Source organism: Sandarakinorhabdus sp. FBCC-B8862 (assembly GCF_059745315.1).
In genome coordinates this window covers 2,495,242-2,515,070 of sequence record NZ_CM185574.1, presented here as the reverse complement: position 1 = coordinate 2,515,070, position 19,829 = coordinate 2,495,242, and the positions used below count along the sequence as shown (strand labels likewise).

The following is a 19,829-nucleotide window of genomic DNA, read 5'->3' as shown; positions in this document are numbered from 1 at the left end:
CCCTTTTCCGCAGGCCGGCTTTCGGGCATGGGCGCGCGCCATGACGGATATTGCCCCCGATGTGCGGCCTGATTCGGCCGTTTCCGATCCCACCACGTTGCGCCGCCTTTATGGCCGCCGGCAGGGCCATGCGCTGCGCCAGGGCCAGGCGGCGCTGTTTACCGAGCTGCTGCCGCAGATTGCGGTGCCCGCCGACGGCCCGGTGACCACGCAGGGCCTGTTCGGGGATGACCGGCCGCTGTGGCTGGAAATCGGCTTTGGCAAGGGCGAGCATATGGCCGGCCAGGCCGCGGCCAACCCCGGCGTCGGCCTGATCGGCGCCGAACCTTTTGTGGATGGCGTGGTTGGTGCGCTGATGGCCGTGCGCGATGGCGGCCTTTCGAACGTGCGCATCCACCACGGCGATGCGCTGGATGTGCTGGAACGGCTGCCAGAAGCCAGCGTGGAGCGGGTGTTCCTGCTCCACCCCGATCCCTGGCCCAAGGCCCGTCACGCCAAGCGCCGCTTCATGAACCCCGGCCCCATTGATCGCATCGCCCGTGTGCTCAAACCGGGTGGCGAGTTCCGCTTTGGCACCGATCACCCCATCTATTGCCGCTGGGCGCTGATGCAGATGCAGCGCCGCAGCGACTTCCGCTGGATCGGCGAGACGGCGGCGGATTTCCTGACCCGGCCGGCCGACTGGCCGCAGACGCGTTACGAGGCCAAGGCGCGGCGGCTGGGCCACGAGGTGTGGTATTTCCGCTGGCAGCGCCAATGACGGCGCGTGTGACATTGCCGCCATTGACCGCGCTGCGGCATTTCGCCTAGGCCATTGCCCCGTGAGCCAATATCTCGATTTTGAAAAGCCGATCGCCCAGATCGCCCAGCGCGCCGCCGATTATCGTGCGGCTGGCGATGAAGCGGGCGCCCGCCATGCCGAAGGCGCCGCACGCCGGCTGCTGGCCGAAACCTATGCCCGGTTGACGCCCTGGCAGAAGACGATGGTGGCCCGCCATCCGCAGCGCCCGCACTTCACCGACACGGTGAAGGCGCTGGTCGCCGATTTCATGCCGCTGGCCGGTGACCGCGCCTATGGCGAGGATGAAGCCATCATCGGCGGCATCGGCACGCTGCGCGGCCAGAATATCCCGGTGGTGGTGATCGGTCATGAAAAGGGCAGCGACACCGCATCCCGCGTGAAGCATAATTTCGGCATGGGCCGGCCCGAAGGCTATCGCAAGGCCGCCCGGCTGGTGGAACTGGCCGGCCGTTTCAATGTGCCGGTGATCACCCTGGCCGACAGCGCCGGCGCCTATCCCGGCGTTGACGGTGAAGCCCGCGGCCAGGCCGAAGCCATCGCGCGCGCCACCGCCGCCTTTCTGGCTGCCCCGGTGCCGATCATCGCTGCCATCACCGGCGAAGGCATGTCGGGCGGGGCCATCGGTATCGCCGCAGCCGATCGGGTTATCATGTTCGAACATGCCGTCTATGCGGTGATTTCGCCGGAAGGTTGCGCCTCCATCCTGTGGCGCACCGCCGAAAAGGGCCAGAATCGCGCCGCCGATGCGGCCGAGGCGATGAAGGTGACGGCGGCGGACTGCAAGGCGCTGGGCGTCATCGACACCATCGTGCCGGAACCGCTGGGCGGTGCCCACCGCGATCCGCAGGCTGCCATTGCCTCGCTGGCCATGGCCATCGCCGCCGAACTGCAGCCGCTGCTGGCAAAAAGCCCGCAGCAGCTGATCCGCGACCGCCGCGCCAAATATCTGGCGATGGGCCGCACGCTCTGATCGGCGGGCCGCGCTGCCGCCTCTGGCCGGCATGCACGCGCACGGTTAGGATGGCGGCATGATCAACGCCCGCTTGCCGTTCATTGCCCTGATGCTGGTGGCCGCGCCCGCGCTGGCGCAGGCACCGCCCGGCCTGTCACCGGCCGAACGCCAGGAAGGCGCCCAGGCCCATCCGCAGATCGTCCAGCAATTTGGCGGCGCCATGAGCGGGCCGGTGGCCGATTATGTGCGCGGTGTCGGCCAGAAGATCGCGGTGCAATCGGGCGGCGGCGCGCGGCCGCAGGATTATACGGTCACGCTCTTGAACTCCAACGTCAACAACGCCTTCGCCATCCCCGGCGGCTATGTCTACATCACCCGCCAGCTGCTGGCGCTGATGAATGACGAGGCGGAACTGGCCTTCGTCATGGGTCACGAAGTCGGCCATGTCGCCGCCCGCCACGGCCAGAAGCGGCAGACGCGCGCTGCCCTTTCGAACATTCTGGCTGGGCTGGCCGGCGCGGTGACCGGATCGCAAATCGTTGGCCAGGGCGCCGGGGTGGTGGCACAATTGACCACACTCGGCTTCAGCCGCGAGCAGGAGCGTCAGGCCGACAGTCTGGGGGTGCGTTACCTCACCAGCGCCGGCTATGACCCGCTGGCCAGCGGCGACATATTGGCGGCCCTCGGCGCCCAAACCAGCCTGGAGGCAAGACTGAAAGGCCAGAGCGGGGCGGAACCATCGAAATGGCTCTCCACTCACCCGGCCACCGGCGAACGCGTCGCCCGCATCCGCGCCGAAGCCCAGACCTTCGTGGCCAAGGCCGGCGCCCGTGCCCACAACCGCGATGCCTTTCTGAACGCCATCGATGGCCTGCCCTATGATGATGACGCCGCGCAGGGCGTCGTGCAGGGCCGCAGCTTCCGCCACGCGACCCTGCAGCTGGCGCTGGATGCGCCGCAGGGCTTCACGCTCAACAACGGTGCCGATGCCATCACCGGCAGCGGCCCCAACGGCACCAGCTTTGATCTGCGCATGGCCGATGGCCGCGCCGATCTGGGCAGTATTGCCGCCGCGCGTTGGCAGCAGCTGGGCCTGCAGCCGCGCCCCATGCAGCCCACCCGCATCAACGGGCTGGAGGCGATCAGCGGCAGCGTCTCCGCCCAGACCAATGGCGGCCCGGTGGATGCAACCCTCACCGTCTATCGCTGGACCAGCCAACTGGTCTTCACCCTGATCAGCGTGGCGCCGCAGGGCCAGGCCGCGATGGTGGCCCCGGTCGCGGCCAGCGTGCGCCGCCTGTCTCCGCAGGAAGCCGGCAGCATCCGCACCCGCCGCATCCAGGTGGCCCGCGTCGCCGCTGGCGACACGCTGGCCAGCCTGGCCGCGCGCATGGCCTATGACGACAGCAAGATGGAACGCTTCCTGACCCTGAACCAGCTGCCGGCAAACTCGGCGCTGAAGGCTGGGGACCGGGTGAAGCTGGTGGTCTGGCGCTGATGCGGATCATCCATGTGGTGGCGGCCGCGCTGGTGGATGGCGATGGCCGCGTGCTGCTGGCGCAGCGGCCCGAAGGCAAATCGCTGGCCGGCCTGTGGGAATTTCCCGGCGGCAAGCTGGAGCCGGGCGAATCGCCCGAAGCCGCCCTGGCGCGCGAGCTCGAGGAGGAGCTGGGCATCACCGCGCCCGCTCTGGCGCCCTTCACCTTCGTGTCCTTCGCCTATCCTGAATTTCATCTGGTGATGTTGCTTTATTGGTGCCGGGCCTGGACGGGGGTGCCCCACGGCCGCGATGGTCAGGCGCTGCGCTGGGAATTTCCGGCGGCGATGCCGGCCCTGCCGATGCCACCAGCTGATGTGCCCCTGGTGGAGGCCCTGATTGCCGCAGGCCGGTGAAGGTTGCACCCGTGTGACAGGCCGGCTATGGCCGCGCCAATTGGCGGGGCAACAACAAGGGCGACGATGATGAAAATCCTGGCGGGCAACGGCAATCCGGATCTGGCCCAGGCGATCGCCGCCTATCTCGAAATCCCGCTGACCAAGGCCGCCGTCCGCCGCTTTGCCGACGAGGAGATTTTCGTCGAGATTGATGAAAATGTCCGCGGTGAGGATGTGTTCGTGGTGCAGCCCACCGCCGCGCCGGCCAACGACAATCTGATGGAGCTGCTGATCTGCATCGATGCGCTGAAGCGCGCCTCGGCCCGGCGCATCACGGCGGTGGTGCCCTATTTCGGCTATGCCCGGCAGGATCGCAAGCCGGGGCCGCGCACGCCGATTTCGGCCAAGCTGGTGGCCAATCTGATCACCACGGCCGGCGCCAACCGCGTGCTCAGCCTGGATCTCCACGCCGGCCAGATCCAGGGCTTTTTCGATATTCCGACCGACAATCTGTTCGCCGCCCCGGTGATGGCGGCCGACATCACCGCGCGCATGGGCGTGGAGGAACTGATGGTCGTCTCCCCCGATGTCGGCGGCGTGGTGCGCGCCCGCGCGCTGGCCAAGCGGCTCGGCAACGCGCCGCTGGCCATCGTCGACAAGCGCCGCGAACGGCCGGGCGAATCCGAAGTGATGAACATCATCGGCGACGTGCGCGGCCGCCGCTGCATCCTGGTCGATGATATCGTCGATTCGGCCGGCACGCTGTGCAACGCGGCGGCCGCCCTGCTCGAAGCCGGCGCGGCCAGCGCCACCGCTTATGTCAGCCACGGTGTGTTGTCGGGCGGCGCCGTCGCCCGTGTCGACGGATCGGCGCTGTCGGAACTGGTGGTTACCGATTCGATTGCCGCCACCGCCGCCGTGAAAGCCGCCCAGAAGATCCGCCGCATCACCATCGCGCCGCTGCTGGCCGAAGCCATGCGCCGCACTGCCGAGGAAAGCTCGGTCAGCAGCCTGTTCGATTAATCCCCGGTGCTGCGGTTGATCACCGTGCCATCGGGTTTGTAGACCTTTTCCGGCGTCACATATTCGCCCTTGGCCGTGCAGATGCCGCCCGGATCCTGCTTTCGCTTGGCGGCACAGAATTCGGTGTCAGGCTTGGGCTGGGCCTGCGCCAGCACGGGCGCGGCGGCAAGGGCCAGAACAGCGGCAAGAACGGGGGCGATCAGGGTCTTGGTCATGAACCCCTGTTACACCTGAATGGCTTGCGCCGCCATGAACAAGGCCGCTAATCCCTGTGGTGTGGATGTGATCCCGCCTTTCGAAGCCCGGCTGCTGCTGGATGGCGATGCGCTGGTGGCGAACTGGCGCGATTTTGCCGCCTGTGGCCAGGCCGAAGCCGGGGCGGCCATCAAGGCCGATGGCTATGGCCTGGGCGCCCGCGCCGTGCTGGAACGGCTGGCGGCAGCCGGCTGCCGGCGCTTCTATGTTGCCCACTGGCACGAAGTGCCGCCGCTGCTGCCGCTGCCGGCCGGCGTCACCCTCTCCGTCCTGCACGGCATCAGCGCCGAGGCGATGCCGGCCGCACTCAACCTGCCGGCCGAACCGGTGCTCGCCACTGCGGCCCAGCTGGCGTTGTGGCGGCAGACCGGGCGGCCGGTGGAACTGATGGTCGATACCGGCATGAACCGGCTCGGCCTGGCGCCGGATGCGGTGGCCGGCATCGCCGCCGGGCTCTCCATCGCCGTGCTGCACAGCCATCTTGCCTGCACCGAAAACCCCGCCCACCCGCTCAACGAAGCCCAGCGCGCCTGCTTCGCCGACGTCGCAGCGCGCGTGCCGGCAGGGCTTTATGCGCTGGCCAATTCGGCCGGTGCCGCGCTGGGCCCGGCGTATCATTTCGACCTGATCCGGCCTGGCGTTGGCCTTTATGGCGGCGGCCTGCTGCCCGGTGGCCGGCCATCCCGGCCGGTCGCGCGCATGGCGGCCCGCATCATCCAGCTGCGCGATGTGCCGGCGGGCGCTGCCGTCGGCTATGGCGCGGCCTTCGTCGCCGCCCGGCCCAGCCGCATCGCCACCGTCGCGCTGGGTTATGCCGATGGCTATGCCCGCGGGCTTTCGAATGCCGGCTGGGCGCTGGCCGGCGGCGTGCGCTGCCCGGCGGCCGGGCGCATTTCCATGGATCTGGCGGCTTTCGATGTCACGGATGCCCCGCCACTCGCAGAAGGCGACTGGCTGGAAGTTCCCTTTGATCCCGAAGCCATGGCTGCATTGTCTGGCCGCACCAGCTATGAACTGCTGGTGGCGCTGGGCCACCGCTTTGAACGGGTGTGGCGATGAACCCATTGGTGGCGATAGGCGCCTCGGTGCTGGCCGGCTTTGCCGCCATTGGCCGGGTGGCCCGCTTTGCCGGCACGGCGCTACTGCGCCTGCTGCAGCCGCCCTGGTATCCGGCGCAATGGTTCAACCAGATGCTGGTGATCGGCTGGCTGTCGCTGCCGGTGGTTGGCCTCACCGCCATCTTCACCGGATCGGCGCTGGCGCAGCAGATCTTCATCGGCGGCAGCCGGTTCAACGCCGCCTCCACCGTGCCGGCCGTGACTGTGATCGGCGTGGTGCGCGAGCTTGGCCCGGTGCTGGGCGGCCTGATGGTCGCCGGCCGCGTCGCCAGCGCCATGGCCGCCGAACTGGGCACCATGCGGGTGACCGAGCAGATTGATGCGCTGGTCACCCTGCGCACCGATCCCTTCCGCTGGCTGGTGGCCCCGCGCATCCTGGCCGCCGTGCTGGTGATGCCGATGCTGGTGCTCGTCTCCAACGCGCTGGGCGTGATGGGCGGCTGGCTGCTCGCCACCCAACGGCTGGGCTTCAATTCGGCGCAATATCTCGCCACCACCGCCCGCTATCTCGAGGCGGATGACGTGATTTCCTCGCTGGTCAAGGCGGCGGTGTTCGGCTTCTTCATCGCGCTGATGGGCTGCTATCACGGCTATCGCAGCGGCGGCGGCGCGGCCGGCGTTGGCAAAGCGACCACCAATGCCGTCGTCTCCAGCTTCATCCTGATCCTGCTGGCCAACCTGGTCATCACCGTGATCGTGTTCGGATCATGACGATCCCGCGCATTGAGCTCGCTGGTCTGGCCAAGCGCTTTGGCAGCCGCCAGGTGCTGGCCGGCGTGGATCTGGCGGTGATGCCGGGTGAAAGCCTGGTGATCATCGGCGGATCGGGCACCGGCAAATCCGTCACGCTGAAGATCATCCTGGGCCTGATCGCGCCCGATGCCGGATCGATCAAGGTGGATGGGCAAGAGGTTGTCGGGCTGAAGGGTGCGGCGCTTGATGCCCACCGCGCCCGCTTCGGCATGTTGTTCCAGGGCGGCGCGCTGTTCGATTCGCTGCCCGTCTGGCGCAATGTCAGCTTCGCGCTGGAGGGCAGCGCCGCCAGCCGCCGCGCCGCCGCCATCGACAATCTGGCCAGGGTTGGCCTGGGGCCCGAGGTGGCCGATCTGAAACCATCCGAACTGTCGGGCGGCATGCAGAAGCGCGTCGCACTGGCCCGCGCCATCGCGCCGCGCCCGCCGATCATCTTTTTCGATGAACCCACCGCCGGGCTGGATCCGATCACCGCGGCGGTGATCAACGATCTGATCCGCGAACTTGCCACCGAATTGAAAATCACCGCGCTGACCATCACGCACGATATGCACAGCGTGCGGACTGTGGCAGACAGGGTGGCGATGCTGCACGGGGGCGTGATCATCTGGCAAGGGCCGCTGGCCAGCCTTGACGGCTGTGACAATCCCTATGTGCGCCAGTTCATCACCGGCAGCGCCACCGGCCCGATCCGGATGCCCGGCCTGAAATGAGCGGGGCAGCCCCTTCCGCCGGCGCCGCCGATCTGGCCCGCCTGCTGCTGCGCGTGGCCGATGGCGACGCCGCTGCGTTCCAGACATTTTACGATCGCACCAGTGCAAAACTATTTGGCGTCATCCTGCGTATCTTGCCCGAACGGCAGGAAGCCGAAGATGTGTTGCAGGAGGTGTATGTGACGGTTTGGCGCAAGGCGGCCACGTTCGATCCGGCCCGCGCCAGCCCCATCACCTGGGCGGCAACGATCGCGCGCAACCGCGCCATCGACCGGCTGCGCGCCCGCCCGGCGCGGCCGATGGCCCCGGTGGAAGATGCCCATGGCCTCGCCGATGATGGCCCCGCGCCCGATGCCGGGCTGGTCGCCAGCCAGGATGCCCGCCGCCTGGCCCAGGCGCTGGCCCAGCTGGAACCGCGCCATGCCGCCGCCATCCGGGCCTGTTATTTCGAAGGCGTCACCTATGATGAACTCGCAGCGCGGGAACAGGTGCCTGTGGGCACGTTGAAAAGCTGGGTGCGGCGCGGCCTGATGCGCATGCGCGGCCATCTGGAAGGAGGGGAGGCATGACCGGAGCGCCCACCCCCGAAAACGGCCTCACTGGCCTGAACGAGGATGAAGCCCTCGCCATGGATTATGCGCTGGGCGCGCTGGGCCGGGCCGAGCGCAAGGCTGCCGAACTGCGCCTGGTGGGCGATCCCGAATTCCGCGCCCGGGTGGAGCGCTGGCAGCAACAGCTGGCCCCGCTCGATGAAAGCACCGCACCGGTTGCGCCGCCCGCCAGCCTTTGGGCGGCAATTGCCGCCGAAACCGTGGCCGTGGCCCCGCATGCCACCGCGGCCCCTGCACCGGCGCGTGGCTGGTGGCACAATCTGGCGCTGTGGCGCGGGCTGGGCATCGGCGCGCCGGTGGCAGCCGCCATTGCAGTTGCCATGATCGGCGCGCCCAGCGCGGCGCCCGATATCGCCCCCGCCGTGGCAGACGGGCCGATGCTGCGTGCCACCCTGGCCGGCAACGATGGCAAGCCGCTGCTCGCCGCCGCTTATGATCCGGCCAGCGGCCAGGTGCGCTTTGCGCCCGTCGCGCAAAACGATGCCGGTGCCGGCAAGGTGCCGGAACTGTGGGTGATCGAAGGCAGCAACCCGCCGCGTTCGCTGGGCGTGATCGATATTTCCGCCGGCACCGCGCACAGCATTCCCAGGGGCCGGCTCGCCGGCCTGAAGGAAGGCAGCATCCTCGCGATTTCGATCGAGCCTGTCGGCGGCTCGCCCACCGGCGCGCCCACCGGGCCAGTGATCGCCACCGGCGCACTCGCCGCCGGCTGATCTGGCCACCGCCCGATCCGCGCCTTTCGTCGCAGCGGCAAGCCGCGTTCATCCATCAGCCAGCCTGCCCGCGTATCTCGCCATGGCCTGCCTATTCCGGCGGGCCTGATCTGAGATGGAGTTTTGTGATGCGTTCGACGTCAGCCCTGCGCGCCGCGCTGTTCGCCATTGCGGCAGCCGGCCTCGCCCCCGTGGTGGCCCAGCCGATCGTGGGCGGCGCCCCCATGCTGCCCAGCCGTGACATCATCGACAATGCCGTGAACAGCGCTGATCACACCACGCTGGTCGCCGCCGTGAAGGCCGCCGGCCTGGTGGACACGCTGAAGGGCAAGGGCCCGTTCACCGTGTTTGCGCCCACCAACGCTGCCTTTGCCAAGCTGCCCGCCGGCACGGTCGAAAATCTGCTGAAGCCTGAAAACAAGGCCACCCTCACTGCCGTGCTCACCTATCATGTCGTGCCTGGCCGTCTTTCAGCCGCCGATATCATGGCGGCGATCAAGGCCGGCGGCGGCAAGGCCGAACTGACCACCGTGCAGGGCGGCAAGCTCACGGCCAGCATGATGGGCAACATGATCATGCTGCGCGATGCCAAGGGCGGCATGAGCCATGTGCGCCAGGGCGATGTGTTCCAGTCCAACGGCGTCATCCATGTCGTGGACACGGTCGTGCTGCCCTGATCCAACCCGTTTGCACATTTGCGTGGCGTGAAAAAAGGGCCGGTGGGATCATCCCACCGGCCCTGATTTCTGGCCCGAAGGCGCCGATCAGGCCATGGCGGCCCGGCGGCGGCGCAGGGTGGCGCCGATCAGGCCGAAGCCGGCGATCAGCATTGCCCAGCTCGTCGGCTCCGGCACGGAAATGCCGGTGCTGGCCTGGATGAAGCCGCGGTGGATGTTGACCGGCACGACACCGGCGAACTCACCAAAGCTGCTGTTCAGGCCGCCACCAATGTCTCCAAAGCCGGCGCCAAACGAGAGGCCATAGGAGGTGATCCCAGCCAGGCGGCCGTTGATGAAGTTCGGGCCGCCCGAATCGCCGCCAGCGGTGGTGGCTTCGCGGGCACCGATCGCGCCGTCACAATAGCGGGCAAGATTGGCGGTGAAAGCGCTGGCCAGCAGGCAGCTGGCGTTGTTGGCGCCGGCAGGTCCGTCAAAATCAGACACCCAGCTATGCTCGATCTCGGCGGTGCCGAAGAAATTTTCGCCATTGGTGTCGCGTGCGGTGAAGAAATCCTGGAACACGCCAGCGCCAAAGCGGAAATCCCACTCATTCTCGCCCGAGCGCAAGCGGCCGGTACCAAGCGTGGCCCCGGTGGCGCCGCCGGTGCCACGCCGGCCATAACCCGCCACCTCGAACTGCTGCGCCCGCAGGTTGAACACTGGCGAGATGCGATAGGATTGCACCCAATCCGGGGCCGCCTGGGTCAGGCGGATGATAGCGATGTCGTTCTGATCGATGACTTCACCCGTATAATCGGGATGCACGAAATATTGCGCGGCCGACATGACGGCGATGTCGCTGCTGGCGGACGCGCCCTGCACCACTGCATCCGGGTCGGAGCTGCGGTTGAACCGCACCGTTGTGGTGGTGGGGTTCGGCGTTCCGGCGCCATCACTGACACAGTGCGCCGCCGTCAGCACATGGATGCGATCCTGCATCAGCGCGCCGGAGCAGACGAAGCTGCCGACACCGGCAAAGGTCATCGTCATCTGCGCCACCCCGCTGTGGGCAGGCTGGCGGCCGTTGTAGATCGAGTTGCCCGGCGGAACCGCCGCGGCAGTGCCGGTGGAACCGGTGCCCACGATCAACTTGGTGGCGGTGGCAGTGATGCCGTTCGCAGTGACCGAAATGCTGGTCGGTGCGCGCAGCGGTGCCAGGCTCGGCACGTCATCCGTGGCGGCGTTGGCACTCGCCTTCGGGCTGGCAAACTCTGCATTCAGGGCCGGAGCGGCAAACGCAGATTGGGAGGCGGTGGCAGCGAGACCGGCTGCCACAAGCATTTTGTAATTCATGATATCCCCCAGAAAAGGCTGGTCAATTTGCCAAGCCGGGAGCCTCGCCCCACCCAGCCGACCCGTCCGGCGCTATCACGGAGACAATTAATTAACAGTAAACCATAGCGCGGATTAACTGCGACTGGACAGCGCAGATGCGCGGCCGCTCAGGCCGCTTCGCTCGCCGCCTCTTCGGCCTGCTGCAGCGCCCACATGTCGGCATAGGCACCGCCGCGCGCCAGCAGCACCTCGTGCCGGCCGCGTTCGATAATGCGCCCGGCGTCCATCACGATGATCTCGTCGGCATCGGTGACGGTGGAAAGCCGGTGAGCAATCACGATGGTGGTGCGCCCGGCCGAAACCCCGCCCAGCGCCTCCTGGATGCTGGCTTCGGTGGCGGAATCGAGCGCACTGGTGGCCTCGTCGAGGATCAGGATGGCCGGGTTCTTCAGGATAGTGCGCGCGATCGCCACCCGCTGCTTTTCCCCGCCCGACAATTTCAGCCCGCGTTCGCCCACCTGCGTGTCATAGCCATCGGGCAGGCCCAGGATGAACTCATGGATGGCCGCCCCGCGCGCCGCTGCGATGATTTCGGCCTCGCTGGCATCGGGCCGGCCATAGGCGATATTGTATCGGATCGTGTCGTTGAACAGCACCGTATCCTGCGGCACGATCCCGATGGCGCGGCGCAAGGAGCTTTGGGTAACGCCGGCAATATCCTGGCCATCGATGGTCACCCGCCCGCCCTGGATGTCATAGAAGCGATAGAGGATGCGGCTCAGCGTCGATTTGCCGGCGCCCGAATGGCCCACCACCGCCAGCTTTGCCCCCGGCGGCACATGGAACGACACGCCGTGCAAAATCTGCCGGCGCGGGTCATAGCCAAAATCCACCGCGTCAAAGCGGATGGCGGCACCGGCCACCTGCAGATCGGGCGCGCCCGGCGCATCGGCGATTTCCGGTGGCGTGTCGATCAGGCGGAACATCGCCTCCATGTCGATCAGGCCCTGGCGGATCTCGCGATAGACCATGCCCAGCAGATCGAGCGGCCGGAACAACTGCATCAACAGCCCGTTCACAAAGGCGATATCGCCAATGCTGAACTGCCCGCGGCTCCAGCCCCACACCACATAGGCCAGCGCCCCACCCATCAGCAGGTTGGTGATGAAACTCTGCCCGATGTTCAGCCAGGCCAGGCTGACTTCGGATTTGGTCGCGGCATCGGTGTAGCGCTTGATGGCCCGGCCATAATTGGCGTTCTCATGGGCTTCCGCATTGAAATATTTGACCGTTTCGTAATTCAGCAAACTGTCCACCGCGCGCGCGGTCGCCTTCTGGTCGCTTTCCACCATCTGCCGGCGCAAGCCCGCGCGCCAATCGGTGATGCGCTGGGTATAGAGGATATAGGCGCCCACCGTCCCCAGCGTCGCCACCACCAGTTCCCAGCCAAAGCCGCGCCCGAACAATATGCACACCGCCGTCAGCTCGATCACGGTCGGGAAGATGTTGAACAGCAGGAAATAGAGCATGGTGTCGATGCTCTTCGTCCCGCGCTCGATCAGCCGGGTCAGCGCGCCGGTGCGCCGTTCGAGGTGATAGCGCAACGACAGCCGGTGGATATGGCTGAACACATCCAGGCTCAGCCGCCGCGCCGCCTCCTGCCCCACCCGTTCAAAGGCAGCGTTCCTCAGATTGTCGAACAGCACCCCGGCAAAACGCGCCAGCGCATAGGAACTGACCAGCGCGATCGCCACACCCAGCCCATCGGGCAGGCCGGCCGCCATCCGGTCCAGCGCCAGCTTCAGGGCATAGGGCATGCCCAGCGCCACCCCCTTGGCCAGCAGCACCAGCACCAGCGCCGTGATCACCCGCAGCTTCAGATCGCCGCGCCCCGCCGGCCACAGATAGGGCAAAAAGCGCTTCAGCGTCTTCAGATCGGCATCGCCCTTGGGCGGCGCGGTGGCGAGCGATTGCATGCCAGCCATATGGGCCGCACGCGCCCGCCCGACAATGGGCAGTTTCGCCTCACACTTGCCGGCACCGGGCCAAAGGCCCATGGTGGCAATCATGCCCCGCATCCCCCGCAACCGCCCGCAGCCTGGCCTCCCCGATCGCCAGGCCATCCTCGATTTCATCGCCACCCAGAAATCGAGCGTCGGCAAGCGCGAGATCGCCAAGGCCTTTGGCCTCCACGCACAAGACAAGATCGCCCTGAAATCCCTTTTGAAGGAAATGATGGAGGCCGGCGAGCTGGAGCTTGGCCCCGGCCGCACCGTCCAAAAGGGCGGCGGCCTGCCCAAGGTGACCGTGCTGCGCATCGCCGATGTGGCCGACGGCGTTGCCATCGCCGTGCCCGACCGGTGGGACCATGCCACCCCGCCGCCCCGCATCCGAGTCATCGAAAGCCGCAAGCGCGCCGCCTTCGCCCTGGGAGACCGCGTGCTCGCCCGCATCGAGGAACAGGGCAGCGGCTACCTCGCCTTCCCCATGAAGGCGCTGGCCAAATCCGCCGAATTCGTCCTCGGCATCCTGCGCAAGGAACCGCTCGGCTGGCGCCTGGTGCCCGTGGACAAGAAGGCCCGGACCGATCTCGCCATCAGCGACCCTGGCGACGGCCAGCCCGGCGATCTCGTCCTGGCCGAACCCTCCGGCCGGCCGCCACGCGTGTCCGGCCGCGTCGTCGAAGTGCTCGGCGATCCCTTCCAGCCCCGCGCCTTCTCCCTCATCGCCATCCACGCCAAGGGCATCCCCCACCGCTTTGACGACAACGTGCTCGAAGAGGCCGAACGCATGGCCCGCCAACCGCTGGGCGACCGGGAGGATCTGCGCAGCCTGCCCTTCCTCACCATCGATCCCGCCGACGCGCGGGACCACGACGACGCCGTCTGGGCCGCGCCAGACCCTGACAACGAAGGCCATTTCCGCGCCATCGTCGCCATCGCCGATGTGTCCTTCTATGTCCGCCCCGGCTCCGCGCTCGACCGTTCCGCCCGCAGCCGCGGCAACAGCGTCTATTTCCCCGATCGCGTCGTCCCCATGCTGCCCGAAATCCTCTCGGCCGATGCCTGCAGCCTCGTCGAAGGGCAAGACCGCGCCGTCATGGCCTGCCACCTCCACATCGGCCCCGATGGCAAGCTGCTCGGCTGGCGCTTCACCCGCGCCGTCATCCGCTGCGTCGCCAACATCGCCTATGAACAGGCCCAGGCGACGATGGATGCCGGCGAAGGCCAATATCTCCCCATCCTCCAGCCGCTCTGGGCCTGCTGGGCCGCCCTCAAGACCGCCCGCGACGCCCGCGAGCCCCTCGCCCTCGAACTCCCCGAAAAACGCGTCGTCCTCGATGAAGCCGGCCGCATCGCCGGCATTTCCATCCGGCAACACCTGCCCGCCCACCAGCTGATCGAGGATTACATGATCGCCGCCAACGTCGCGGCCGCCAAGGCACTCGAAAAAAAGAAGGCCGCCTGCATCTTCCGCTGCCACGAAGCCCCCAGCCGCGAAAAGCTCATTGCCCTGCGCGAATATCTCGAAACCCTCGGCCAGAATTTCGCCATGGGCCAGGTCGCCCGCCCCGCCATCTTCAACCGCATCCTCGCCCGCGCCAAGGATGGCGAGAATTATGAACAAGTCTCCGAACAGGTCCTTCGCACCCAGACCCAGGCCTACTACACCCCCGAAAATGTCGGCCACTTCGGCCTGGCCCTGGGCAGCTACGCCCACTTCACCTCACCCATCCGCCGCTACGCCGATCTCGTCGTCCACCGCAGCCTCGCCGCCGCCCACCGCCTCGGCGAGGGCAGCCTCCACAAGGAAGAGGAAAAAGGCCTCGCCAAAACCGCCGACCACATCAGCATGACCGAACGCCGCGCCATGGAAGCCGAACGCGACACCATCGATCGCTACGTCGCCGCCTACCTCTCCACCATGGTAGGCGAAGTCGTCAAAACCCGCATCACCGGCGTCGCCAAATTCGGCTTCTTCGCCACCGTCGATGGCCTCGGCGGCGATGGCCTCGTCCCCGTCTCCACCCTCGGCGCCGAACGCTTCATCTTCGATGAAGACGCCCGCATCCTCGAAGGCACCACCACCGGCACCCGCTACGAAATCGGCCAACGCCTCGAACTGCGCCTCGCCGAAGCCAACCCCATCACCGGCGCCCTGCGCTACGAACTCCCCGAAGGCGGCACCACCCCCACCCCCCGCCAAAACCGCCCCCGCGGCTTCACCCCAAAACCAGGCAAATCCCGCGTGCCACCGGGTGTGCGACGGGGGCGGCGATAGAAGGGGGGCGGAGTTAAAAGGGAGGGCCTCCGGCGGGCAGGGTCGCAGACCCTGCACCCGTTTGTTTTCGGGAGCGCTGGGTGGCGGGAATAAGACAATGGGGTTATGAAGTCCGTCGCGCAGAGCGGGCGATCACCTTGAAGTGCGACGGTATAAATTCACGCGGAGCGAGTTGCCGAAAATCGTCTCACTCCACGACGAGATAATGTTTCTCTTATCTAGCCATTTTACCAGATCCAAATTTACTCTTGTTTTATCGATTATTGGAGCATGATAGCCTGTTGTGATTTCGGAATAAGGTGCAGGGAGCGCGACGAGGATCTCACGCACATCAGAGTCGCTGAACAAACCTTCGCACTTGTTGAACAGTGAAATCTGCACCGAGGTCGGCTGCGAGTTCAAGACGAGGGCGCGAGCGGCGCCGGCCTCGAGAGCACCAACATGGGCGTCCGTCCTGTCTAGGACCGCGCCTACCAGTCCCGCCCGCCGCGCCTGATGAGCAAGAGAGCCTAGATCCATCGCCCTTACGACCGCCAGTTTTCGGCTGTCGCCGATGTCCTCATCTAGGAGCAGTTCACGGAAGTCGTCGCCGAGCGAAAAGTACCCCTGTCCTTCAAGGTAAGTGTCGATATTCATCTTCACGAACAGTAGTTGAAGGTCAGTTTTGCCCTCGAGCCCCTCGACGTTCTCCACCGTGAACGAGACCATCAACTCTTCGATCAGTATGCGCAGCTTGGCTGTAGTGAGGCCGTCCGGAAACTTCCTGCACGCTCTCGGCAGGACCTTGACATAGGTGCGGTAGGTCTCATCCCGGAGAGTGTCTTCCTCGATGATGAATTGGCGTAGAATGGCTGATCCCTCGTCTCCGGGGATCGCGTCCCTCGGCAAGGCCGTGACCGCCGACGGCGTCTCGAGGAAGGAGCAGAGCACTCCCGCGTCGAATTGATCGCTGCGCATGTAGGAGAGGCAGTTCGCCCAGGTAGGTTCGATCCTGCCCAACTGCAGCGCAAGCGAGTGGAAGCGCAAAGGCACGTCGTCGAGGAGGGGTACGACCGCGATCTGCCTACTAAAGAACGAGCTAAGTTCGTCCGCATCTACGTCCTCACGAGAGAGGACCGAGACGATAGTCGCCGCACTTTCCTGCGAATTGTCCTCGAGCCGGAGAAGCACGTCTTTCAGATACGCCGGGAAGTCCCGCTCGATCCTAGAGCTCAGCGCGGCGTTGGCAATCCGGTTCACCGTTGTAAAGTTTTGTGTGCGCAGGGGTTCCAGGTCGGCCATTCCCAGAATGGCTCGGTAGATGAACTCTACGTTCTCGACGGTTAGAGCATAGCGGCCCTGATCGAAGAAAAAGCGGGCGATTGACGGGAAGGCTTCCAAGCTTGCTAGATCCTTTGTCTCGATATTGAGCGCTTCAAGCTTGGGCAACTCGATGTCGACCTCGAGCGCGAGCATACTAGCCAGGTTCGTCGAGAGGAATGTGCGTATCTGGGGATGCTGGGCACCAAGTGCCCGCAGCTCCGGCACGGACAGGTTGGCGACGATCTGGCCAACATGCTGCAGGTGCCTTGAGTCCGCGAGTACCATCGGAACGAAGTCCGGCCAGTTCGCGACCAGACCCGCGACCAGACTAGGCACCTCCGCCCCCGCAGCATAGTAACTAGTGAAGAAGGCGCCGCAGCTCTCGAAGTCGCTCGCTATGTGTGCGAAGAAGCCGGCGATCTGCGTGCGATAGGCGGGCTCGTTCTGCAGCAGACAGTCTACAAGCTTGACGTTGAGTACGTAACGCTGGTGGAAGTCATCGGCCCGCATCGCTGCGATGACCTCCTTCGGGTTATCTATCTGGAAGTCGGGGGCGGGGTTCGTGAAACCTCGGATCTTAATCAGGAACTTGTTATCATTCGGCGACAGCCGTCCCGAGTGGAACAGTGAAGTAAACTGGTAGTAGCTGTCATCGAGGTAGCCCTCGAGCACCAGGAACCGGGCCAGATCGGCGTTATCACCGAAGGCGTCGAAAAGGTCGGCGAGGCCTTCCTCGTTCAACCGCGCGACCTCGTTGAACTTCGAGAAGCGCAAGGTGGCGCTCCTGATCCTCAGCTCCTGCAGCCTCTTTGAGGCGGCGGACTTGAAATCGGCGGCTCTCCGTTTGATCTCCTCCTTTCGCTGTCGATATGTCTTAATGCTGTTGACCTCTGCCTGCAGGCCGGAGATGTCAACGGTGTGTTGGTAGCCGTTCACGTTTCTAACAGTCAGAGTCCTGAGCTCAATTATCTGGTCGAAGTGGCTATCTTTCACGAGCGAACTGAACTCGATCAATCCGCCTGTTGGAATGACGATCTGCGTTATGTGGCCTGGCAACCTCTCGAGAATAGCCATTGCGTAGATCCGTCGTAGTTCCAGCAGGTCTCCGGGGACCTGCCGTTCTGCCGCCTCGGTCTCCTGCTCGATGCGTTCAATGGCTTCCCTGCATTCTTTCTCTCCTTTGGCGATGAACTCTTCATGGCGGTCCAAAATCCCGGCAAGATTGCCCCTCCCTCGATGCGACTCCTCAAAGTCACGCGGAAAGACGTTCTTGTAGATGAGGATCGCCAGCAGCTTGTTGGCGTTGAGGACGTTATCGCCGTCGGTCTCCAGATTCGCGACGTAGATAGCGTACTCGTTGAAGATATTCTGGATTAGCCGCAGGTCGTTGAGGTAGCGTGACACCTCCCTCAGGAATTGACGGTCAAGCCGGCTGTCGAGCGAGAGCCGACGTCCCTGCTCGATCACCTTGTCGATTGCGTTTGAACTGTTAATAATGGGTATAACTGGAACGATAAACTCGAAGAACTTGGTCCTGTCGGTGTTGACGAACATGTCGTCTCGTAGTGCATAGAGAAATCGGACCGTCCTCCTCACACCCACGTTAGCGTTCACCAGGGCGTTTATTTCGCGAAGGGTGACGAAAATCTCCGGGTTGTTGAACCTATCGAGATCCTCGATGATGACGAGGTCATAGCTAGTCGACTGGAAGAAGTAGATGATCTCGTCGAGGTGCCGGTTGAGAATGGACTCCTGACTGATCGCGGCAGGTGTGATCTCTATGTCTTTAAGGGAGATGCTCTTTAGTGACACGCCGAAGCTGGCCTTGTAGCCCCGCTGGACCACGAAAAGCAGGAACGAAACTCCTAGCGAGAACCACAGGATATTCGGCCAGTTCTCCAGTGAGAAGGGCAAGAGAAACCTGCCACTGAGGACGTCTTCGCGCTTGTCAAACAGATGGAAGCAGGCAACGACGCCTAAGATTGCGTAAAGAGAGAAGGCGAACGACCAACGCCCAGGCGACTTAATCCGCTTAAAGCGCGAAAATGGCAGTTGGTCGGCACTAGCCCCATAAAGCATCTGCTGCAAGATGCTGCGCTCTATCTCCTGCTTGGTTACTTTGCTCCCTTCGCCCGTTGCCTCGGGAAGAAAGGCTGCCAGAGAGATTTGCAGCACATCGGGGCCATGCCGCTTCAGGAAGGCCTTGATGATGCTACTCTTGCCCGATCCATATGGACCGGTGAGCGCGATATTCAAGACCTTAGGATTACGCGTCGCAAACAGGAGGGCCTTCGAGTAAATGCCCGCCTTGTCCGCATCGTCCGTCGGCGCGAGATCTACGAAGCTAGAAGGCGCCTCGACAAGCTGAGCCGGACGACGGAGCCGAGCGAGTAACTGGGTGATGATGCGATTCAAGCTTTACTCAAGTCTCACAAGCGAAGAATTCCGCGCCGTTACACATTAGCATGTCTTCGACTTTGATTGAAGATGCAACCGGTGGAGTCAACCGCGACATGCAGCTTTCCGATCATGCTGGAGAGACAAGGCGTGCGTTAGTCGATCCATAAGCCGCCACACCGCCCAAACCAAAACAAACGGGTCAAGGGTCCGCGACCCTTGCCGCCGGAGGCACCCTTAATCCTTCGCCCCCCACACTTCCCCATCCCACCCCAGCACCACCGTCACCCCGGCCGGCAGCGGTGTGGGCACGCGGTCCAGCCGGGTGGCGTCGCGGCGGGCGCGGTCCACCACGGCGGCGGGGATGGGGCCTTGCACCACGAGGGTGTCGCAGCGGGCGAGGAGGTTGAGTTGGTTGAGGGTGAGCTCGCCGGGGTCGGGGCTGGTGATGGGGATGTGGACGATTTGGGGCGTGGTGGTGCTGGTGCCGGTGATGGTGGCAGAGACGGCGGCCGCGGGATCGGGCAGGCTGGCGAAGGGATCGAGTGGGGCGCCTTCGGCCAGGGCGCGTTCCCACAGGCGGCGGCGGTCGGATGGGGTGGGGTGGTGGCGGCTCACCGCGTCGCGGGCGGCCAGGATGGCGCGGGCGAGTGGCCCCAGGCTCGCGGGCAGCAGCGCTTCCAGCCGGGTGCGCAGCGCGCGGGCCAGGCTGGCCGATGCGCCGCCGGTGGAGACGGCCAGCACCACGGGGGAGCGATCGATGATGGCGCCCATCAGAAAGTCTGACAGGGCGGGCCGGTCCACCACGTTCACCAGCAGGCCGCGCTGCCGCAGCCGGCTGGCGTGGGCAGTCGCTTCGGCGTCATCGTCCAGCGCGATGAAGGCCAGGGCGGCGTCTTCGGCCTCGGCCACGATGCGGCCGCCGGCGGCGCGGATCAGCCGGGCCTTCGCCTCGGCCGCTTCGCCGTCGCCGATCAGGATCACGCGGCGGCCGGCCAGTTTCACGAAGATGGGCAGTTGGTCCATGGCGCGGGGGTGCC

The 19,829-nt window shown here is 65.5% G+C and carries 16 protein-coding genes and 2 pseudogenes; 12 read left to right on the top strand and 6 right to left on the bottom strand.

What is annotated here, in order from left to right:
* The first annotated feature begins 40 nt into the window (after nucleotides 1-40).
* The 5 genes from trmB to AC6BOR_RS12135 all read left to right on the top strand — a co-directional run bounded on the left by trmB (nucleotide 41) and on the right by AC6BOR_RS12135 (nucleotide 4,652).
* Nucleotides 41-760 carry a tRNA (guanosine(46)-N7)-methyltransferase TrmB gene (trmB, locus tag AC6BOR_RS12155; RefSeq protein WP_498058660.1) on the top strand — a complete coding sequence of 240 codons (720 nt, stop codon included), beginning with the start codon at nucleotides 41-43 and terminating at the stop codon, nucleotides 758-760.
* A gap of 61 nt (nucleotides 761-821) precedes the next feature.
* Nucleotides 822-1,772 (top strand): acetyl-CoA carboxylase carboxyltransferase subunit alpha, encoded by a 951-nt coding sequence (locus AC6BOR_RS12150; RefSeq protein ID WP_086115434.1) that lies wholly within the window; start codon nucleotides 822-824, stop codon nucleotides 1,770-1,772.
* 58 nt (nucleotides 1,773-1,830) lie between these two features.
* Nucleotides 1,831-3,252 (top strand): M48 family metalloprotease, encoded by a 1,422-nt coding sequence (locus AC6BOR_RS12145; protein WP_498058659.1) that lies wholly within the window; start codon nucleotides 1,831-1,833, stop codon nucleotides 3,250-3,252.
* On the top strand, nucleotides 3,252-3,647 hold the full coding sequence (mutT, locus tag AC6BOR_RS12140) for an 8-oxo-dGTP diphosphatase MutT (protein ID WP_498058658.1): 396 nt from the start codon (nucleotides 3,252-3,254) through the stop codon (nucleotides 3,645-3,647). Before AC6BOR_RS12145 ends, mutT begins: the two co-directional genes overlap by 1 nt.
* Before the next feature lie 69 nt (nucleotides 3,648-3,716).
* Entirely contained in the window at nucleotides 3,717-4,652 is a 936-nt protein-coding gene (locus AC6BOR_RS12135; RefSeq protein ID WP_086116135.1) for a ribose-phosphate pyrophosphokinase, read from the top strand.
* Here AC6BOR_RS12135 and AC6BOR_RS12130 read toward each other — a convergent pair.
* Nucleotides 4,649-4,867, bottom strand: a complete 219-nt coding sequence (locus AC6BOR_RS12130) for a ricin-type beta-trefoil lectin domain protein (protein WP_086115437.1) — start codon at nucleotides 4,865-4,867, stop codon at nucleotides 4,649-4,651. The genes AC6BOR_RS12135 and AC6BOR_RS12130 overlap by 4 nt on opposite strands.
* 34 nt (nucleotides 4,868-4,901) lie before the next feature.
* Here AC6BOR_RS12130 and AC6BOR_RS12125 point away from each other — a divergent pair, with 34 nt between their 5' ends.
* The 6 genes from AC6BOR_RS12125 to AC6BOR_RS12100 all read left to right on the top strand — a co-directional run bounded on the left by AC6BOR_RS12125 (nucleotide 4,902) and on the right by AC6BOR_RS12100 (nucleotide 9,492).
* Nucleotides 4,902-5,966: an alanine racemase gene (locus tag AC6BOR_RS12125; RefSeq protein WP_498058657.1), complete on the top strand. Its 1,065-nt coding sequence runs from the start codon at nucleotides 4,902-4,904 to the stop codon at nucleotides 5,964-5,966.
* Nucleotides 5,963-6,736 (top strand): MlaE family ABC transporter permease, encoded by a 774-nt coding sequence (locus AC6BOR_RS12120; protein ID WP_086115439.1) that lies wholly within the window; start codon nucleotides 5,963-5,965, stop codon nucleotides 6,734-6,736. The genes AC6BOR_RS12125 and AC6BOR_RS12120 overlap by 4 nt, the downstream gene beginning before the upstream one ends.
* Nucleotides 6,733-7,491 carry an ABC transporter ATP-binding protein gene (locus tag AC6BOR_RS12115; RefSeq protein WP_498058656.1) on the top strand — a complete coding sequence of 253 codons (759 nt, stop codon included), beginning with the start codon at nucleotides 6,733-6,735 and terminating at the stop codon, nucleotides 7,489-7,491. The genes AC6BOR_RS12120 and AC6BOR_RS12115 overlap by 4 nt, the downstream gene beginning before the upstream one ends.
* Complete coding sequence (locus AC6BOR_RS12110; protein ID WP_498058655.1) at nucleotides 7,488-8,060, top strand: sigma-70 family RNA polymerase sigma factor; 573 nt, start codon at nucleotides 7,488-7,490, stop codon at nucleotides 8,058-8,060. Before AC6BOR_RS12115 ends, AC6BOR_RS12110 begins: the two co-directional genes overlap by 4 nt.
* Nucleotides 8,057-8,815 carry an anti-sigma factor gene (locus tag AC6BOR_RS12105; protein WP_498058654.1) on the top strand — a complete coding sequence of 253 codons (759 nt, stop codon included), beginning with the start codon at nucleotides 8,057-8,059 and terminating at the stop codon, nucleotides 8,813-8,815. The genes AC6BOR_RS12110 and AC6BOR_RS12105 overlap by 4 nt, the downstream gene beginning before the upstream one ends.
* 128 nt (nucleotides 8,816-8,943) lie before the next feature.
* Nucleotides 8,944-9,492, top strand: a complete 549-nt coding sequence (locus AC6BOR_RS12100) for a fasciclin domain-containing protein (RefSeq protein ID WP_498058653.1) — start codon at nucleotides 8,944-8,946, stop codon at nucleotides 9,490-9,492.
* An 87-nt stretch (nucleotides 9,493-9,579) separates the two neighbouring features.
* On the opposite strand, the pseudogene AC6BOR_RS12095 reads toward AC6BOR_RS12100, so the two are convergent.
* From AC6BOR_RS12095 to AC6BOR_RS12085, 3 genes and pseudogenes are all read right to left on the bottom strand, one after another.
* Nucleotides 9,580-9,675, bottom strand: a pseudogene (locus AC6BOR_RS12095) (PEPxxWA-CTERM sorting domain-containing protein); the annotation flags it as partial.
* Nucleotides 9,676-10,104: 429 nt separating this feature from the next.
* Nucleotides 10,105-10,815 (bottom strand): annotated as a pseudogene (locus AC6BOR_RS12090) (trypsin-like serine protease); the annotation flags it as partial.
* A gap of 161 nt (nucleotides 10,816-10,976) precedes the next feature.
* Nucleotides 10,977-12,785, bottom strand: coding sequence for an ABCB family ABC transporter ATP-binding protein/permease (locus AC6BOR_RS12085; protein WP_498058652.1), 1,809 nt, complete (start codon nucleotides 12,783-12,785; stop codon nucleotides 10,977-10,979).
* Nucleotides 12,786-12,876: 91 nt separating this feature from the next.
* On the opposite strand from AC6BOR_RS12085, the gene AC6BOR_RS12080 reads away from it, so the two are divergent.
* Nucleotides 12,877-15,090, top strand: coding sequence for a ribonuclease R family protein (locus AC6BOR_RS12080; protein WP_498058651.1), 2,214 nt, complete (start codon nucleotides 12,877-12,879; stop codon nucleotides 15,088-15,090).
* A gap of 132 nt (nucleotides 15,091-15,222) precedes the next feature.
* Here the strand turns inward: AC6BOR_RS12080 and AC6BOR_RS12075 are convergent, their stop codons facing one another.
* Nucleotides 15,223-18,807, bottom strand: coding sequence for a YobI family P-loop NTPase (locus tag AC6BOR_RS12075; RefSeq protein ID WP_498058650.1), 3,585 nt, complete (start codon nucleotides 18,805-18,807; stop codon nucleotides 15,223-15,225).
* Between the two features lie 219 nt (nucleotides 18,808-19,026).
* Nucleotides 19,027-19,815, bottom strand: coding sequence for a precorrin-2 dehydrogenase/sirohydrochlorin ferrochelatase family protein (locus AC6BOR_RS12070; protein ID WP_498058649.1), 789 nt, complete (start codon nucleotides 19,813-19,815; stop codon nucleotides 19,027-19,029).
* Nucleotides 19,816-19,829: the final 14 nt, after the last annotated feature.

Coding starts and splice junctions, on each gene's coding strand:
- AC6BOR_RS12100 (WP_498058653.1), top strand. CDS start 8,944: ATGCGTTCGACGTCAGCCCTGCGCGCCGCGCTGTTCGCCATTGCGGCA.
- AC6BOR_RS12085 (WP_498058652.1), bottom strand. CDS start 12,785: ATGCAATCGCTCGCCACCGCGCCGCCCAAGGGCGATGCCGATCTGAAG.
- AC6BOR_RS12130 (WP_086115437.1), bottom strand. CDS start 4,867: ATGACCAAGACCCTGATCGCCCCCGTTCTTGCCGCTGTTCTGGCCCTT.
- AC6BOR_RS12120 (WP_086115439.1), top strand. CDS start 5,963: ATGAACCCATTGGTGGCGATAGGCGCCTCGGTGCTGGCCGGCTTTGCC.
- AC6BOR_RS12080 (WP_498058651.1), top strand. CDS start 12,877: ATGCCCCGCATCCCCCGCAACCGCCCGCAGCCTGGCCTCCCCGATCGC.
- mutT (WP_498058658.1), top strand. CDS start 3,252: ATGCGGATCATCCATGTGGTGGCGGCCGCGCTGGTGGATGGCGATGGC.
- trmB (WP_498058660.1), top strand. CDS start 41: ATGACGGATATTGCCCCCGATGTGCGGCCTGATTCGGCCGTTTCCGAT.
- AC6BOR_RS12110 (WP_498058655.1), top strand. CDS start 7,488: ATGAGCGGGGCAGCCCCTTCCGCCGGCGCCGCCGATCTGGCCCGCCTG.
- AC6BOR_RS12145 (WP_498058659.1), top strand. CDS start 1,831: ATGATCAACGCCCGCTTGCCGTTCATTGCCCTGATGCTGGTGGCCGCG.
- AC6BOR_RS12135 (WP_086116135.1), top strand. CDS start 3,717: ATGAAAATCCTGGCGGGCAACGGCAATCCGGATCTGGCCCAGGCGATC.
- AC6BOR_RS12115 (WP_498058656.1), top strand. CDS start 6,733: ATGACGATCCCGCGCATTGAGCTCGCTGGTCTGGCCAAGCGCTTTGGC.
- AC6BOR_RS12105 (WP_498058654.1), top strand. CDS start 8,057: ATGACCGGAGCGCCCACCCCCGAAAACGGCCTCACTGGCCTGAACGAG.
- AC6BOR_RS12125 (WP_498058657.1), top strand. CDS start 4,902: ATGAACAAGGCCGCTAATCCCTGTGGTGTGGATGTGATCCCGCCTTTC.
- AC6BOR_RS12070 (WP_498058649.1), bottom strand. CDS start 19,815: ATGGACCAACTGCCCATCTTCGTGAAACTGGCCGGCCGCCGCGTGATC.